We start from the raw sequence: 15,965 nt of genomic DNA, 5'->3' as shown, positions 1-15,965 counted from the left end.
ATGACTCAACGACTTATTAAGTAGCTCAGGTGTTTACTTTTAGAGCTACTTTTACCTCCCTTAAAGCTAAATATTAGCTAATTTGCGTTCAAATCCCCCTTAATACCGATAAACTTTATTGTATAAACGCCAAAATTTGATAAGTTAACTAGGTTTTTCGACTCGCAAAGCCTATTCCGGCTAATCTTTCTATGGAGTTATTATGCGTAAAACCCTGATCGCCACTACTATTGCTAGTGCCTTAATATTATCGGCCTGTTCATCTAACGATACACAAAACATGGCAAAAGAAGGCGCAGCACAAGTGCAAGACATGAACGCAAACAATGTTTTATTTAAGCCAAGCCCATTACAATACATGGCACCAGAGTTTGATAAATTTGGTACAAAAGACTACGAAGCAGGCTTTGACGCTGGTATTGCGCAGCATACAGCGCAAGTACAAGCGATTGCTAACAACCCTGCTCCTGCAACATTTAAAAATACTTTAGTTAAAATGGAATTGTCAGGGGAGCTATTAAATCGCGTATCGGCTGCGTTTTTCAATTTATCAGGCTTAATCTCAGATGACGAATACCAACGCATTAGCAAAAAAATGGCGCCGGTACTATCTGCTCACTCAGATGATATTTACTTAAACGGTGAATTATTTAAGCGCGTACAAACAATTTACGACAATCAAGATAAATTAAACGCAGAAGATAAACGCCTAGTTGATTTTTACTACAAGCAGTTTGTAAAAGCAGGTGCTAAATTAAATGACGCTGAAAAAGCTAAAATGCGTGAAATTAACTCAGAGCTAGCTCAGCTATCTACTGCGTTTTCACAAAACATTTTAAAATCGTTTAAAGAAGACGTTATTGTAGTTACAGATAAAAGTGAATTAGCGGGTCTTTCTGAAGGCGAAATTGCAGGCCTTGCAGCTTCAGCTAAAAAAGCGGGCAAAGACGGCTACATGATCACTTTGGTAAATACAACGCAACAACCAATTTTAAGCAGCCTTGAAAACCGCGACCTACGTGAGCGAATTTTTAAAGCTTCTGCAAACCGTGCAGCAAAAACTAACGGCCCTATTATTATTAAAGAAACCAACCTACGCGCTCAAAAAGCAGAGCTTTTAGGCTACAAAGATTGGGCTTCTTATGTAATGACGTCGCGTATGGCGCAAACAACTGAAAACGTTTACGGCATCCTTGATGACCTAGCACCAAAAGCAGTTGAAAAAGCAAAAATTGAAGCAGCCGCTATTCAAAAAGTGATTAACGATTCAGGCGAAAGCTTTGAGCTTAAACCATGGGATTGGACTTTTTATGCTGAAAAAGTACGTGCAGAAAAGTACAACTTAGATCCAGCACTTGTTAAACCATACTTTGAAATGCAATCGGTTATTCACGATGGCTTATTTTTTGCAATGAACAAACTGTACGGTATTACGTTTAAAGAACGTAAAGACCTTCCTGTTTATCATGAAGATGTAACCGTATACGAAGTATTTAACGCTGATGGCAGCGCTATTGGTTTATTTTACTTAGACCCTTACGCACGTGAAGGTAAACGTGGCGGCGCATGGATGAGTGCATACGTTAGCGAAAGCGGCTTAAAAGGCACCAAACCTGTTATTTACAATGCGCAGAACATTCCAAAACCTGCTGCAGGCGAGCCTACGCTAATGACGTTTGACGAAGTGTCTACTATGTTCCATGAATTTGGTCATGCTGCACATGGGTTATTCTCAGATGTTAAATACCCAAGCCTAGCAGGTACTGCAACGGCACGTGACTTTGTTGAGTTTCCGTCGCAAGCAAATGAAGATTGGATGATTGAACCAACAGTACTTGCAAACTATGCTAAGCATTACAAGACAGGTGAGCCAATTCCACAAGCTTTACTTGATAAAGTACTTGAATCGCAAAAATTCAACCAAGGTTACGGCACTACTGAATACTTAGCCGCTGCACTACTTGATATGGAATGGCATTCATTTGGTTCTGATAAAAAAGTAGCTGACGTTCAAAAGTTTGAGCAAGACGCGCTAGAAAAACACGGTATTGCTTACTACCCTGTTCCACCGCGTTATAAATCAAACTTCTTTAGCCACACATTTGCAGGTGGTTATTCAGCGGGTTACTACGCGTACCTATGGACTGAAGTGTTTGCAGCAGACGCCTTTGCACATATGGAAAACAACGGCGGCTTAACACGTAAAAATGGTGATAAGTTCCGTAAAGAAATCCTATCAAAAGGTAACAGCCGCGACTTAATGCAAAGCTATATTGAGTTTAGAGGTCAGAAACCAACTACCGACGCACTACTTAAGCGCCGTGGTTTAGTTGAGTAATCAATAAACTAATTTATTGATATACTAAATTTATAAAAGCCCGCTTGCGGGCTTTTATTGTTTATACATTAATTTATAACAGATAAACTGCTGCCATTAATTATTTAAAGACGACGGCTATGCGGTACTTATTTGCAGTAACTTTACTTTGGGCATTTTCATTTAGTTTAATTGGCGTGTATTTAGCAGGTCAGGTTGATGCATGGTTTAGTGTGTTAATTCGCATAGCACTAGCAACCCTCGTATTTTTACCATTTTTAAAGTTTAAACAAACACCTAAACCTTTAGCCTTAAAGCTCATGCTGATTGGCGCTATACAACTTGGTGTTATGTATAGCTTTTACTACCATTCCTTTTTATTTTTAAGCGTCCCCGAAGTACTGCTATTTACAGTAATGACTCCTTTGTACATTACCTTGCTAAATGATGCATTGAACAAACATTTTAACCCACGCTTTTTTATAATCGCACTTATTGCTGTAATTGGTGCAATTACCATTCGTTACGAAAACCTAAATAGCAATTTCATAATTGGCTTATTATTAGTTCAAGGTGCGAACATAAGTTTTGCTGTAGGCCAAGTAGCCTACAAACGCTTAATGATGAACAATCAGCTTGATGATAAAACCGTATTTGGATGGTTTTTTATAGGCGCACTTATTATTGCCACAATTTGTTATGCATTATTTGGTAATTCAAACAAATTACCAACCACTTCTACTCAGTGGAGCATACTGATTTATTTAGGGATTGTTGCATCAGGCCTTGGTTACTTTATGTGGAATAAAGGCGCAACACTCGTCAACGTTGGAGCTCTGGCAGTCATGAATAACTTACTTATCCCAGCAGGGATTATTGTTAACGTGCTTATTTGGAACAGAGACGCTGACATAGTTAGGTTAAGTATTGGTGCAGCTATAATGTTAGGTGCATTATTAGTGAATCAAGTGCTTAATAAAAAAGTAAATTAATAAACTTGTAGCTAAATTGTCATTAATAATCATTAAGGTAGTACAAATTTTACTTTTTAAGGATAAACAATGAAACGTATTACCTTACTTACAGGCTGTATATTGTTAGCCACACTTGCTGGCTGCGACGACGATGTAGAAATAATAGAAAAAGAAGTGGTTGTTACCAACACCGAAGTTGAGATTGTTGAAATACCTACGCCTGTTATTGTAGAAGTACCAAACGGTGATGCGCCAGATATTCAACTAGGCACTCGCCCTTATTATTTAGTAGATGATATGAGCGACAGCAACTTAAAAACAAAATTAGAATCTTGTAGTGAAGGTCCTTTTTACCGTACCGACTTTTCTATTGGTCATCGCGGTGCATCAATGCAATACCCTGAGCATACTAAAGAAGCCTACATTGCTGCAGCCAGAATGGGCGCAGGCATTGTTGAATGCGATGTTACATTTACAAACGATAAAGAACTAGTATGTCGCCACTCCCAATGCGACTTACACACCACAACTAATATTTTAGCCATTCCTGAACTTGCAGCTAAATGCAGTGTGCCATTTACACCAGCAGACCCTGCTAATGGTGTTGCTGCTTCTGCAAAATGTTGTACTAGCGATATAAGCTTAGCGGAATTTTTAACCCTTGAAGGTAAAATGGATGGTGCAAACACTAATGCAACTACCGTTGCCGATTACATGGATGGTACACCAAGTTGGCGCACTGATTTATATGCCACCAACGGCACATTGATGACCCATAAACAAAGCATTGCACTGTTTAATGAGCTGGGTGTAAAAATGACCCCTGAACTTAAATCGCCACAAGTAAGTATGCCATTTGATGGAATGACGCAAGAGCAATACGCGCAAAAAATGCTAGACGAGTACACACAAATGAATGTGCCAGCCTCAAAAGTTTATCCACAATCGTTTAACCTTGAAGACGTAAAATACTGGATTAACACTAACCCTGACTTTGCAGATAAAAGCGTATACCTAGATGGTCGCGACAGTGAAGCCGGATTTGATCCAAGTAACCCACAAACATGGCAACCTGGTATGGATGAACTTGTGGCTGACGGCGTTAAAATTTTAGCCCCTCCAATTTGGATGATGCTAACAATAGATAACGAAAATAATATCGTGCCATCACAATACGCAATTGACGCAAAAGCAGCAGGTTTAGAGCTTATTGCATGGAGCCTTGAGCGCTCAGGTCCGCTTAATGAAGGTGGTGGTTATTACTATCAATCAATTGCTGATGTTATAGATAACGATGGCGACATGATGACGGTCGTTGATGTACTCGCAAAAGACGTGGGTGTAATGGCTATATTTTCAGATTGGCCGGCTACCGTAAGTTATTACGCTAGTTGTAATAAAATGCCTGCAAGTATTTAATACCAATCTGCTTATATATGGGGTCTATTTAACGTTAAGAAAATTACGCTAGAACTAGGCAAAAATTTTTTTATCTAGTTGTTCTAAATAAAAAATTTTTAACGACGTTATAGTGAAATTTAACTCGTTAAATTGATCAAAGATTTATGCAGGTTGGTATAAATACTCAACAACAAAAGTCGTTTATTTTATCGCGCTCAGTTACCATATCATTATATATAATTTTATTTAACTGAGCGCTTTTATGATAATTCAACAACATAATGCAGACTTGCCAACACCTACAGGTTTAATGCGAACAACCGTATATCGCCCTCAGGCGCAAGGGCAATTCCCTGCTATCATTTTTTATTCTGAAATATTTCAGCAAACTGCACCTATTGCACGCAGCGCAGCTATTTTAGCAAGCCATGGCTTTGTGGTATTAGTACCGGAAGTGTTTCACGAGTTAAATCCTATGGGCACTGTGCTTGCTTATGATGATACAGGTAAAGACAAAGGCAATGCTGATAAGTGGGCAAAGCCACTTGAGCATCATGATAGCGACACGCAAGCCATGATCGACTTTATAAAGCAGCAACATTACTGCACAGGTACAGTAGGCGCTATGGGCGTATGTATTGGCGGGCATTTAGCTTACAGAGCGGCGCTTAACCCTGAAATTAAAGCGGCTTTTTGCTTATACGCAACTGATATTCACAGCGACACATTACCGGCAAAATCAGGTAATAACTCATTTGAACGCATGGCTGATATACAAGGCGAAATTCACTTTATATGGGGTAAACAAGACCCGCATGTGCCACAAGAAGGCCGCACTAAAATATACCAGCAATGCGTAAACACAGGCATTAATTACCAATGGCAAGAAGTTAATGCCCAGCATGCCTTTATGCGTGATGAAGGTGAGCGATACGATGCAGCCCTTGCAATTAATATGTATCAACAAGCGGTTGCATTATTTAGCCGTACTTTATAAGTGTTTTATAAATGCTTTATAAATATTTAAAAAGCAAAAATAATTAAACGCTTTTCAGCATACCCAAGGCGGTATGCTGTTTCACAAAATATGCTTTTAAGTAATCAATAAATAATCGTAGTTTTTTAGATCCCGCAGCTCCTGGCGGAAATACCCCGTACAGTTCAATATCTTTGCTTTTATAATCATCTAATATTATTTCAAGTAGCCCAGCTTGTACTTTAGGCCACGCATCGTAAAGCGGAATACGCCCAATGCCATGCCCCGCTTCTACAAAGGCAGTACGTGCAGCTGCGTTATTAGTACTTAAGGCGCCTTGCATTGTAATGTCGTGTTTTTTGCCATCTTTTGAAAGTGTTAAAGTTTTACTTCCTAGCTGATAAACCACCCATTGATGATCTGCCAATTCTAAAGGTGTTTTAGGTTTACCAAAATGTGTAAAGTAATCCGGCGCGCCACAAATACAAGTGCTCATTGTAGTCAGCTTGGTTGCTTGCAAGTTGGAGTCACTCAGTGCCACACCCCTAATTGCAAAATCGAACCCATTTTTAATAATATCAACCACATCGTCAGTAAGCTGTAAGTCTATTTTAATTTTAGGGTATTGGCGCTTAAACGTATTTATTGCGGGCACAATTAGCTGCATTCCCACATTCACAGGGCAGCTAATTTTAAGTAAACCTTGTGGCTCACTCTTTATATTTTCTATTTGCTGATTAGCTGCATTAGCTTGTTCGGTAATTATTCTACAACGCTCATAATAAGCAATGCCCGCCTCAGTTAGCGCCATGGTACGAGTTGAGCGATTTAATAAAGTGACTTCAAGTTGGGTTTCTAACTTTTTTAAATGATAACTTGCTACTGCTCGCGTAAGACCTAACTGTTTAGCCGCAGCGGTTAAGCTGCCCTGCTCTACAATTTGCGCAAATACGACCATGCTCTTTAACTGCTCAAACGACACCTTCATATGTGCTCCGTAGCGTGTTTTAAATTCAACCCCTCTATTGTATCAATTATTAAACCAATAAAGTTAAATTTATCATCGTTGTTTAAAGCTCTTTTAGTGCATATAGTAATTGGTAAGCAAGATAAACTAATTCAAATCATCAGAAGGAATATATTCAATGTCTAAAAAAATACTTATGGTTCTTACATCTCACGCAGAACTTGGTAACACTGGCGAAAAAACAGGTTTTTGGGTAGAAGAATTTGCAGCCCCTTACTATGCATTTGTTGATGCAGGCGTTGAAGTAACGTTAGCGTCTCCAGCTGGCGGCCAACCACCAATTGATCCGACAAGTACACTTGTCGATTTTCAAACAGATGCAACAAAACGTTACGACGCCGATAGCGCAGCACAAACACTTATGGCAAACACTAAAGTATTGAGTGAAGTGAACTCAAGCGATTTTGACGCTGTATTTTACCCAGGCGGTCACGGTCCATTATGGGATTTAGTTGACAACACAGATTCAATTTCGCTTATCGAAAGCTTTATAAAAGAGCAAAAGCCTGTCGCTGCGGTATGCCATGCAAGTGCTGCATTTTTAAATGTTAAAGATACAGACGGCAATGCATTAGTAGCGGGTAAAAAAGTAACTGGCTTTACTAACTCTGAAGAAGCTGCAGTGCAACTTACCGATATCGTGCCATTTTTAGTTGAAGACGAGCTAATTAAAAAAGGCGGCGATTATCAAAAAACTGACGACTGGGGCGTATTAGCGCTAGTAGATGGTTTAGTAATTACCGGTCAAAACCCAGCAAGCTCTGAACTAGCAGCCAAAAAACTATTAACTAAACTAGGTTAATAGTGAGTAAAAATTAAAAATAAGCACAGCATCTTATGCTGTGCTTTTTTAATTGCTTTTCATTAGCAAATACAATTCCTATACTGGCAACTCTTAAAGTCAATTAGGGCGATTATATGGCAACCAAGCCAACCACACTGTCATTACTAACTAGTACCCGCTTCGCAATTTTTAGTATTGTTGTTATTTGCTTCGTACTACAAGTGATCAATAGCCTACCTGGTATAAACCTAAATGGTTTAGGCATATATCCACGCAGTATCCAAGGCTTAATTGGCATACTATGCGCACCTTTTTTACATGGTAGCTGGTGGCACTTTGCCAGTAATATGATCCCATTTGTAGTGTTAAGTTGGCTAATTTGCCAGTACAGCGTAAAACGTTTTTATAACGTATTTATTTTTACCGCTCTAGTTGGTGGACTGTTAGTTTGGGCATTTGGGCGCAGTAACATACATGTTGGTTTAAGCGGTGTTATATATGGTTTATGGGGCTTTATTCTATGCTACGGCTTAGTAAGACGCTCATTAAAATCAATTATAATTGCTGTTGTAGTGGCTATACTTTATAGCGGTTTTATATGGGGTGTTTTACCCCAGCGCTATCATGTATCGTTTGAAAGCCATTTATTTGGAGCACTAAGCGGATTGTTTTTAGGTTATAGATTAGCAAAAGCCGATAAATTAAAAGGTCGGTAAATTAAGTATTAGGGCCTTTAATTAATTTTTTATGGCCACATTTACCATATATGTATTTCATCTAACAGAGGTTATTTATGAGTGATAAAAACGAATACACGCCACCAAAAGTATGGACGTGGGAAAGTGAAAGTGGCGGTAAGTTTGCCAGCATTAACCGCCCAATTGCAGGCGCGACTCATGACAAAACTCTACCTATTGGTGAGCACGCATTTCAGCTTTATTCTCTTGCGACACCTAATGGCCAAAAAGCTACAATCATGTTTGAAGAGCTTTTACAGCTTGGTTGCACCGATGCAGACTATGACGCATATTTAATAAACATAGGTGATGGCGATCAGTTTGGATCTGACTTTGTTGATATTAATCCAAACTCAAAAATCCCAGCGCTAATGGATCATTCAACCACGCCGCCTACTCGCATCTTTGAATCAGGTTCTATTTTACAGTATTTGGCTGAAAAATTTGATGTACTTATACCTAAAGATCTAAAAGCTAAAACTGAGTGTCGTAACTGGCTATTTTGGCAAATGGGCTCAGCACCTTACTTAGGTGGTGGGTTTGGTCATTTTTATAGCTACGCACCAAGTAAAATGCAATACCCTATTGACCGTTTTACCATGGAAACTAAACGCCAACTTGACGTGTTAAATCGCCATTTAAGCGAAAATGAATACATGGCAGGTGATGAATACTCAATTGCCGATATTGCAATTTGGCCGTGGTACGGATCGTTAGTGCTTGGAGCTTTATATGATGCAGCAGAGTTTTTAGATGTTGCCTCATACACCCATGTTGTACGCTGGGCTACGCAAGTATCAGAGCGCCCTGCTGTAAAGCGTGGTCGTCGCGTAAATCGCACATGGGGTCCTGAAGAAGAGCAAATGGCAGAGCGCCATAACGATAGCGATTTCGAAGGTTAAATCTATAGAACAGCAAGTAAAGTCGTTAACACTTTAACCTGCTTGATAATTTTAAGGCTCAAAATAAATATTTATTTTGGGCCTTTTTACTTCTTAAACTTTTTTTATCCCTCCCGTAAACTATATTTACTTTTACATTAAAGTTTTATTTAGCTGCGTAAAGGCTTATTAAGCTCTTTGTATTACCAGTATTGCATTAGTGTAATTTGCTAAATGGTTTACTTAATTTCCTAGGGGTTGTTTTTGAAAAAGGTTTTAATTAGTGCCATATAACAATTTAAGTAATAATGAGCGAAAAGAAGCGCTCAAAATTTTATACTCGAATGCTATTTCCGGAATTGCAGTCTCTGTACTAGTCAGCGTTGCTTTGGTATTTGCTTTTGATATAACTAATGAGAAAACCAACCACGATAAAGTAGTCTGGTTAGGCATAATGATGTGCGTGCTTACTTTACGCATTATTGATGTAGGGCTTTTTTTGAAAGCTCAAAATTCTCGCCAACCTTACAACACACATTTTTATCTAAATCGCTTTGCTATTGGCTGTATATCAACAGCCGTGTCTTGGTGTGGCTATGCTCTTTGGTTTCATAGCACTTCATCTACGGTGGAAGTTACTACGACCATTGCTATTTTATCAGCGCTTGCCGGTGGCTCTGCAAATTTGCTGTCTGGTAGTCGTTTTACAGCTGTTTTATATAGCTTTACTTTATTGGCCCCCTACTCTTTTTTGCTAACGCTTTCAAACGATCACTACCATCACATATTGGGGCTATTAGGTTTAACTTTTGCCACAATTATGATTGCCTCTTCGTACAAATCAGCCACATTTACACACAGTGCAATCAAGCTAAAAAACCAAAACAGAGAGCTGCTTAATGAAATGGAAAACAAGGTCGAGCAACGCACTGAAGAAATTTACCGCTTATCGAATACCGATCCACTCACAAATCTATTAAACCGTACCGCATTTTTAAAAAATGCAAACAAACAACTAGCAGATGATCCTAAAGAACCCTTTGCTTTATTATTTGTAGATTTAGATGGTTTTAAGCAAATCAACGATTCGTTGGGTCATAAAGTAGGCGATAAAGTATTAAAAGAAATAGCACTGAGAATTAGTAATGTATGCAACCAACAACTCTATAAATGCCGTTGGGGCGGAGATGAGTTTTTAATTTTAGCAACCTATCAAAATCAAGCTGAGCTTATCGAGTTTGCTAATAAAGTGCTTCAAAGCATTGGTGCCGAGCATGAAACATATAAATATCAAAAATGGGTATCAGCAACTATTGGAATTGCCATGTACCCTGAGCACGGGAACGACTTAAATACCTTAATTCGCTCTGCTGATACTGCGATGTATCACCAAAAACGCATAGCTAAAGGTAACATCAATATTTATAACGATTCACTCAAATTAAAACAAGAAAGAGAGTACCTGTTGAGTCGACGGTTAGCCAGTGCTATAGAAGAAAACAGTTTAAGGCTAGTATTTCAGCCAATTATAGATAGCAAAACATCAAAAGTAACCTCTTTCGAATCATTATTACGTTGGCAACTAGACGGTGAAAATATTTTCCCTGATGAGTTTATAATTATTGCCGAGCAATACGGGTTAATAACCCAAATGGGCCTCTGGGTGATAAATCAAGCATGTATACAAGCAAAAAAATTCAATCATTTACCGGAGAAAATTGCAGTAAGCGTGAATGTATCGGTAATCCAATTACAAGATCCAGATTTTGTAACTAAGGTATTAAAAATAGTAAAAAATCATCAAGTAGAGCCTAAAGATCTGCATATAGAAATTACCGAATCAGTATTTGCCGAAGATAAAATCACGTTTTTGACAGCCGTGAAAGCACTACAAAAACAAGGCTTTTGTATTTCAATTGATGATTTTGGAACTGGCTACTCATCACTATCAAGCATGCTTGATATTGGTGTAGATATAGTAAAAATAGACAGAAGTTTTATTCAAAATATGGATAAAAGAGGGTTAAGTATTATTCATGCAATTGTACAAATGGCCTCATCTTTAGATTTTACTGTTGTTGCCGAAGGCGTTGAAACTATTGAACAAGCAAACACGCTTACTAATATTGGTGTATCTCACCTGCAAGGTTATTACTTTTCAAAACCGATGGAAGTAGATTTTGTAGATGCTTATTTAAATGAGCAAAATAAGCTGTGCCGTTGATAACCAAAACCCGCTAAAAGCGCTTAACTGCCATATGAGTTTTGCACTACCTTTCTTATTAGGGCTTGTTTATCTTTCGAGGTTAAATTTGCAGCATACTGTTTGGTATTTAGGCAATGCAGAGCCTATGTAGTGTGGTTATTCCCCATAAATAGGCGATAACGCAGCATAAATACCAAACATTCGCTGCCCGAAGGGTTCTGCCTAGGGGAGATTGACTCTTTGTTACTAGGTTACAAACCTCGCGCCGCGATTAAATCTTCCTTGGGTTGAACAAAGTTCAATCCTGAAAGGTCAACAAGCCCTCCTTAAAACATAATCTTACAATTACTTACACCCAGTACATAGTTATTAGCGTAGGCTAAATATAAACCAACTTACATAAGTGTATTACGTTTAAATTTACGCTAATTAGCAAACCGCCAGTGCTGGACCCTACGTTAAGTTATGCGCTGATGTTGCTTATATAAGTGAATAATAAAAATGTAACGATACAACTAAATATAAAAAAGGGATTTGCATGATAAAACCACTTTGCTATTCACTCATCACTTTACTTACCCCCATTAGCGCTATAGCTCAAACAATGGCAATAAAAACAACGGATGAATTAGTATCAACCGATTCAGAGATTTTATTTGCATATAATAAAGAATCAAAACAATTAGAAGCCATCAATTTACTCACATCACTAAGTAGTGAACTTGCTTTACCAAAAAATGCCATCGGGTTTGATGTGGCTACACTTGCTAACATTACCGATAAACAAGCACTCGTACTAACAAGTGATGGCGTATACAAAGCCCAAGCTGGTAAACCAACACTATTGTTTAATTATGAGTCGGTTCTAAATCAATTAAAAATAGATAAATTTGAAAAAGTAGACTTTGTCTTCGATGCCAACAATGACGGTCTAAGCGATATTTTCATCCCTGGGTTAGCAAGCAGTACTTTATATATTCAAAATAAAGATGGCAGCTTTAAGCCTAACAAATTTAAACAAACACCTATGTATGAAGGCAGCTTTTCAGGAAAAGGGCTTTCTCTAGAAGTTAATATTAACAATAAACCCGTTGTTATTGATTTTAACCACGACGGGTTGAACGACTTGGTTTTTTCAAATGACTTTGGAGCGGATGTACTACTTGCTAATTCAGAAGGCTTTGAGCAAAAGCTCACCTCAATTGATTTTAACATCGAATTAGGCGAGCTAAGCAATGGCGAAACTCGCAAAATAAAGCAAATTATTGATATTAATAACGACGGATTTCTAGATTTTACAACCAGACAGTTTAAGCCTACGCAAGGTATGGACTCGCTAGATATAAAAATAGCACATACTTTGTACCTAGGAAGTGCTAAAGGCTTTACTAATACGCCCATTACCTTATTTGAAACACAGGGCCCTAGTGAGTTATTGCTCAAAACTGATTTTAATAATGATGGCTTAATTGATTTACAAAAAATGGATTTAGATATTGGCTTAGGTACTATCGCGTCTATGGCATTGGGCGGTGGCAGTACTGATGTAGATGTAGAAATGAACCTTTATAAGCAGCAACCCGACGGCTCATTTGCCAATAAATCGAGTATAGAACTTGATTTAGAAATGGAAGTGGGAATGAACGGCGATGATTCCGAGCCAGCCCTATATTTAGGTGATATTAACGGCGACAGCTATATTGACGCAGTATACAAATACAGTAAAAAAACGCTGTATATTTATTACGGAGAGCAAGACTCACTGCTAAATGATAAGCGTACAAAATTAAAACTAACGCTGCCTAAAAATAATAAAGATATTCTTCTAGTAGATATAAACCAAGACGGTAAAAAAGATTTTGTATTTAAATTTACCGAAGAAGATGGCACCAGCAAAATAGAAACACGCTTAAATTAAGCCAATAAAAAAGCCCAACAGAGTTAACCGTTGGGCTTTGGACTTAAGACTTTCGAGTAACAGTCAGCTTTACTCTAAGTTATAACACCTAAGCAGTTACATTTAGCAGTGAATCGCCTTCACTTAAACCAAACTTCTCTTGCACTGATGCAAGGATTGATTCTTTATCTTCATCAGACAACTGGCTTGAATACTCAGTTAATAGCTCATCTAAGTAGCTGACTACTTCGTCTGTATCTACTGATTCTAATGAGTTCTGTGGCGGCGGTGGCGGTGGCGGTCTTTGACCTTCCACTCGTCCTGCATCACCAATGCTTTTAGCATCAAACTCAAGTTCGCTCATTAAATCAGCAAGCTCTTTTGTTGGTTCAATACCTTGTTCTTTAAATGCCGCTTGAATACTTTGCGCGTTTTCTTCGGTTAAGTTTTCAGCGTCAAACTCTGCAAGCGTTTCTTTAACAAAATCGCTTTGCTCTGTTGTTAGCTTTGCAGCCTGACTACTTTGTTGCGGCATAAAACTCGCAGAACTACTGTTAATACTATTAATCATTTTAGTATCCTTTCAGCGTTCACGACGAGGTGGTTTATGATCGCTAAGTTCTTGTTCACTAATTTCGCCATTACCATCGGCATCTATAGAATCAAAAATTGTTTGTGCATCGCCGTGTGGCGGTTTTTTAGCACTAAACTCTTCAAAGCTAATTACGCCATCACCATCAGTATCAATAGTTGAAAAATCAGGTTTTTCAGGAGGATTGTCACCGCCTCGAGCAGCTACATTAGCTGAAAAAGCAATAGATAATATTGCCACAGTGGCAAGAGTTGAAAAATGCTTCATAGTAATAACCTCGTATTTAAGAATTAAACTAAGCTTACGCTTTAAAAACGCAAACAATGTGCAAATAATAAGGAAGTAATAAATTATTTGGATAAAAAATAGTAATCTAAATACTTATTTAAAAAGTTCTGGTTGATTGCTTTGCAATCAATATATAAGCTAATAAAATAATACGATTAATTACTCTCAGGCAGTAGTGTTACTGCCCTTAATTCTCAAAGCTGATATACTGCTTGAGCCAATTAAACAAACAAATACAGAGCACTTTCATAAATAATGATTAATAACCAACCCTACTTAGCAGGCAATCTGTGAAAATACCTAAACGCCTACAACCCCTTGTTGATGATGGCCTTATTGACGAAGTTATAAGCCGACTAATGAGCGGTAAAGAAGCCGATGTATTTATTGTCCGCTGTGGTGAGCATATTCGCTGTGCGAAAGTGTATAAAGACGCGGTTAAACGTAGCTTTAAAAAAGCGGCACAATACCAAGAAGGCCGAAAAGTACGTGGTGGACGCCAAGCGCGTGCTATGGGTAAACGTTCTAGCTATGGCCGTCAATTAGAAGAAGAGATTTGGCAAAATGCCGAAGTTGATGCGTTATCTCGTTTAGCTGGCGTGGGTGTACGTGTTCCTGATACTTATTTTTGTATTGATGGCGTGCTGCTTATGGAACTCGTGTCGGACGAGGACGGTAACGTAGCCCCTCAACTTGGACATGTCGTTTTTAGTGAAGAGCAAGCGATTGAGCAGCATAAACTCATGATGCATTACATTAAGCTTATGCTTTGCGCAGGTATAATACACGGCGATTTATCTGAATTTAATGTACTTGTAGATAATAACGGCCCTGTAATTATAGATTTACCGCAAGCAGTTAACGCTTCAGCAAATAACAGTGCACAAGCTATGTTTGCACGCGATGTAAATAACATACGCCGCTATTATGGTGAATTTGCGCCAAGCATACTAAAAACTCAATACGCTAAAGAAATGTGGGCATTATTTGAAGAGGCCAATTTAACGCCTAATTCAACGCTTACAGGTGAATTTGAAGACAGCGATGAACTTGCTGATGTAGATTCTATTCTTGATGAAATTCAAGCTGCCGAATACGAAGAGTTTGACCGTTTAGAGCGAATTAAAAATGCTGACGATGATGAGTAACTCATCGTCATAGCTCACTAATACCTCTTACTGCGGGTGCACAAATCGGTAGCCAACCCCATAAACAGACTGAATAACACTTTCAGTTTGTGTCACTTCATCTAGTTTTTTACGCAACTTTTTAATATGGCTATCAATAGTACGATGGCTCACAATACGCTGATCGGCGTACATAGTGTCCATTAAACTATCGCGCGAATAAATACGATTTGGGTTGTTAAACAAAGGTTTAAATAGCTGAAATTCAAAGTTCGTTAGCTCTATGCTGCTTGATTTGTATTTTACGCTGTAGGTGCTCTCGTCAAGCTTCATTGTTGACTCTGTAACATCACTTGTGCTACTTAATCGCCTTAATATAGCTTTAACTCGCGCCACCAGCTCAGCATAACTAAACGGCTTACAAATATAATCATCTGCACCTAACTCAAGTCCAAGCAGCCTATCTATTTCTTCTACTTTTGCCGATACCATAATAATAGGCACATTTGAAAAGCGCCTGATTGCTTTACATAGTTCAATACCACTTTGACCTGGTAGCATTATGTCGAGCAAAATTACGCTCGGCCTGTTAATTTCAAGCCAAGGTAATACTTCATTTCCGTGATGTATTTGATGAGTAACAAAATGATGGCTACTTAAAAAGTCACTCATTAAGTTAGCCAGCTTTACTTCATCTTCCACAATCAGTATTTGTTCACTCATAGGCATCTCTGTAAGTAACCTCAACTTTATTTTTA

14 protein-coding genes are annotated in these 15,965 nt (G+C 38.3%); 10 read left to right on the top strand and 4 right to left on the bottom strand.

What is annotated here, in order from left to right; all coding sequences use genetic code 11:
• The first annotated feature begins 202 nt into the window (after positions 1–202).
• The 4 genes from I6E82_RS10560 to I6E82_RS10545 all read left to right on the top strand — a co-directional run bounded on the left by I6E82_RS10560 (position 203) and on the right by I6E82_RS10545 (position 5,689).
• Positions 203–2,338, top strand: coding sequence for a M3 family metallopeptidase (locus I6E82_RS10560; RefSeq protein ID WP_165721311.1), 2,136 nt, complete (start codon positions 203–205; stop codon positions 2,336–2,338).
• A 119-nt stretch (positions 2,339–2,457) separates the two neighbouring features.
• A complete protein-coding gene (locus I6E82_RS10555; protein ID WP_197117858.1) occupies positions 2,458–3,309 on the top strand; it encodes a carboxylate/amino acid/amine transporter in 852 nt (283 codons plus the stop codon).
• A 69-nt stretch (positions 3,310–3,378) separates the two neighbouring features.
• Positions 3,379–4,710, top strand: coding sequence for a glycerophosphodiester phosphodiesterase family protein (locus tag I6E82_RS10550; protein WP_197117857.1), 1,332 nt, complete (start codon positions 3,379–3,381; stop codon positions 4,708–4,710).
• A gap of 244 nt (positions 4,711–4,954) precedes the next feature.
• Complete coding sequence (locus I6E82_RS10545) at positions 4,955–5,689, top strand: dienelactone hydrolase family protein (protein WP_197117856.1); 735 nt, start codon at positions 4,955–4,957, stop codon at positions 5,687–5,689.
• 43 nt (positions 5,690–5,732) lie between these two features.
• On the opposite strand, the gene I6E82_RS10540 is transcribed toward I6E82_RS10545, so the two are convergent.
• Positions 5,733–6,656: a LysR family transcriptional regulator gene (locus tag I6E82_RS10540; RefSeq protein ID WP_101164168.1), complete on the bottom strand. Its 924-nt coding sequence runs from the start codon at positions 6,654–6,656 to the stop codon at positions 5,733–5,735.
• A gap of 157 nt (positions 6,657–6,813) precedes the next feature.
• Between I6E82_RS10540 and I6E82_RS10535 the strand changes: the two genes are divergently transcribed.
• The 5 genes from I6E82_RS10535 (at position 6,814) to I6E82_RS10515 (ending at position 13,221) form a co-directional block, all read left to right on the top strand.
• Complete coding sequence (locus I6E82_RS10535; protein ID WP_101164169.1) at positions 6,814–7,497, top strand: type 1 glutamine amidotransferase domain-containing protein; 684 nt, start codon at positions 6,814–6,816, stop codon at positions 7,495–7,497.
• A gap of 116 nt (positions 7,498–7,613) precedes the next feature.
• Positions 7,614–8,195, top strand: a complete 582-nt coding sequence (locus tag I6E82_RS10530) for a rhomboid family intramembrane serine protease (protein ID WP_010555361.1) — start codon at positions 7,614–7,616, stop codon at positions 8,193–8,195.
• 77 nt (positions 8,196–8,272) lie between these two features.
• Positions 8,273–9,118: a glutathione-dependent disulfide-bond oxidoreductase gene (gene yghU / locus I6E82_RS10525; protein ID WP_024589239.1), complete on the top strand. Its 846-nt coding sequence runs from the start codon at positions 8,273–8,275 to the stop codon at positions 9,116–9,118.
• Positions 9,119–9,380: 262 nt separating this feature from the next.
• On the top strand, positions 9,381–11,321 hold the full coding sequence (locus I6E82_RS10520) for a putative bifunctional diguanylate cyclase/phosphodiesterase (RefSeq protein WP_197117855.1): 1,941 nt from the start codon (positions 9,381–9,383) through the stop codon (positions 11,319–11,321).
• A gap of 520 nt (positions 11,322–11,841) precedes the next feature.
• A complete protein-coding gene (locus I6E82_RS10515) occupies positions 11,842–13,221 on the top strand; it encodes an FG-GAP repeat domain-containing protein (protein WP_024607167.1) in 1,380 nt (459 codons plus the stop codon).
• A gap of 88 nt (positions 13,222–13,309) precedes the next feature.
• On the opposite strand, the gene I6E82_RS10510 is transcribed toward I6E82_RS10515, so the two are convergent.
• Entirely contained in the window at positions 13,310–13,771 is a 462-nt protein-coding gene (locus I6E82_RS10510; protein WP_024589242.1) for a hypothetical protein, read from the bottom strand.
• Positions 13,772–13,783: 12 nt separating this feature from the next.
• Positions 13,784–14,059, bottom strand: coding sequence for an EF-hand domain-containing protein (locus tag I6E82_RS10505; RefSeq protein ID WP_007581281.1), 276 nt, complete (start codon positions 14,057–14,059; stop codon positions 13,784–13,786).
• Positions 14,060–14,370: 311 nt separating this feature from the next.
• On the opposite strand from I6E82_RS10505, the gene I6E82_RS10500 reads away from it, so the two are divergent.
• Complete coding sequence (locus tag I6E82_RS10500) at positions 14,371–15,228, top strand: PA4780 family RIO1-like protein kinase (RefSeq protein ID WP_007376869.1); 858 nt, start codon at positions 14,371–14,373, stop codon at positions 15,226–15,228.
• Between the two features lie 27 nt (positions 15,229–15,255).
• On the opposite strand, the gene I6E82_RS10495 is transcribed toward I6E82_RS10500, so the two are convergent.
• The gene (locus I6E82_RS10495) at positions 15,256–15,930 is read right to left on the bottom strand and encodes a response regulator (RefSeq protein WP_197117854.1); all 675 of its coding nucleotides are present in this window, start codon (positions 15,928–15,930) and stop codon (positions 15,256–15,258) included.
• Between the last annotated feature and the right edge of the window lie 35 nt (positions 15,931–15,965).

Origin of the sequence: Pseudoalteromonas sp. NZS11 (assembly GCF_015864765.1) — a bacterium.
Classification (GTDB): domain Bacteria; phylum Pseudomonadota; class Gammaproteobacteria; order Enterobacterales; family Alteromonadaceae; genus Pseudoalteromonas; species Pseudoalteromonas arctica.
The sequence above is the reverse complement of the archived record's forward strand: the minus strand, read 5'-3'. Positions and strand labels throughout refer to the sequence as shown.

What these genes read in the sequence shown, in the direction of transcription:
- I6E82_RS10560 (WP_165721311.1), top strand. Translation starts at nt 203, where the DNA reads ATGCGTAAAACCCTGATCGCCACTACTATTGCTAGTGCCTTAATATTA.
- I6E82_RS10555 (WP_197117858.1), top strand. Translation starts at nt 2,458, where the DNA reads ATGCGGTACTTATTTGCAGTAACTTTACTTTGGGCATTTTCATTTAGT.
- I6E82_RS10550 (WP_197117857.1), top strand. Translation starts at nt 3,379, where the DNA reads ATGAAACGTATTACCTTACTTACAGGCTGTATATTGTTAGCCACACTT.
- I6E82_RS10545 (WP_197117856.1), top strand. Translation starts at nt 4,955, where the DNA reads ATGATAATTCAACAACATAATGCAGACTTGCCAACACCTACAGGTTTA.
- I6E82_RS10540 (WP_101164168.1), bottom strand. Translation starts at nt 6,656, where the DNA reads ATGAAGGTGTCGTTTGAGCAGTTAAAGAGCATGGTCGTATTTGCGCAA.
- I6E82_RS10535 (WP_101164169.1), top strand. Translation starts at nt 6,814, where the DNA reads ATGTCTAAAAAAATACTTATGGTTCTTACATCTCACGCAGAACTTGGT.
- I6E82_RS10530 (WP_010555361.1), top strand. Translation starts at nt 7,614, where the DNA reads ATGGCAACCAAGCCAACCACACTGTCATTACTAACTAGTACCCGCTTC.
- yghU (WP_024589239.1), top strand. Translation starts at nt 8,273, where the DNA reads ATGAGTGATAAAAACGAATACACGCCACCAAAAGTATGGACGTGGGAA.
- I6E82_RS10515 (WP_024607167.1), top strand. Translation starts at nt 11,842, where the DNA reads ATGATAAAACCACTTTGCTATTCACTCATCACTTTACTTACCCCCATT.
- I6E82_RS10510 (WP_024589242.1), bottom strand. Translation starts at nt 13,771, where the DNA reads ATGATTAATAGTATTAACAGTAGTTCTGCGAGTTTTATGCCGCAACAA.
- I6E82_RS10505 (WP_007581281.1), bottom strand. Translation starts at nt 14,059, where the DNA reads ATGAAGCATTTTTCAACTCTTGCCACTGTGGCAATATTATCTATTGCT.
- I6E82_RS10495 (WP_197117854.1), bottom strand. Translation starts at nt 15,930, where the DNA reads ATGAGTGAACAAATACTGATTGTGGAAGATGAAGTAAAGCTGGCTAAC.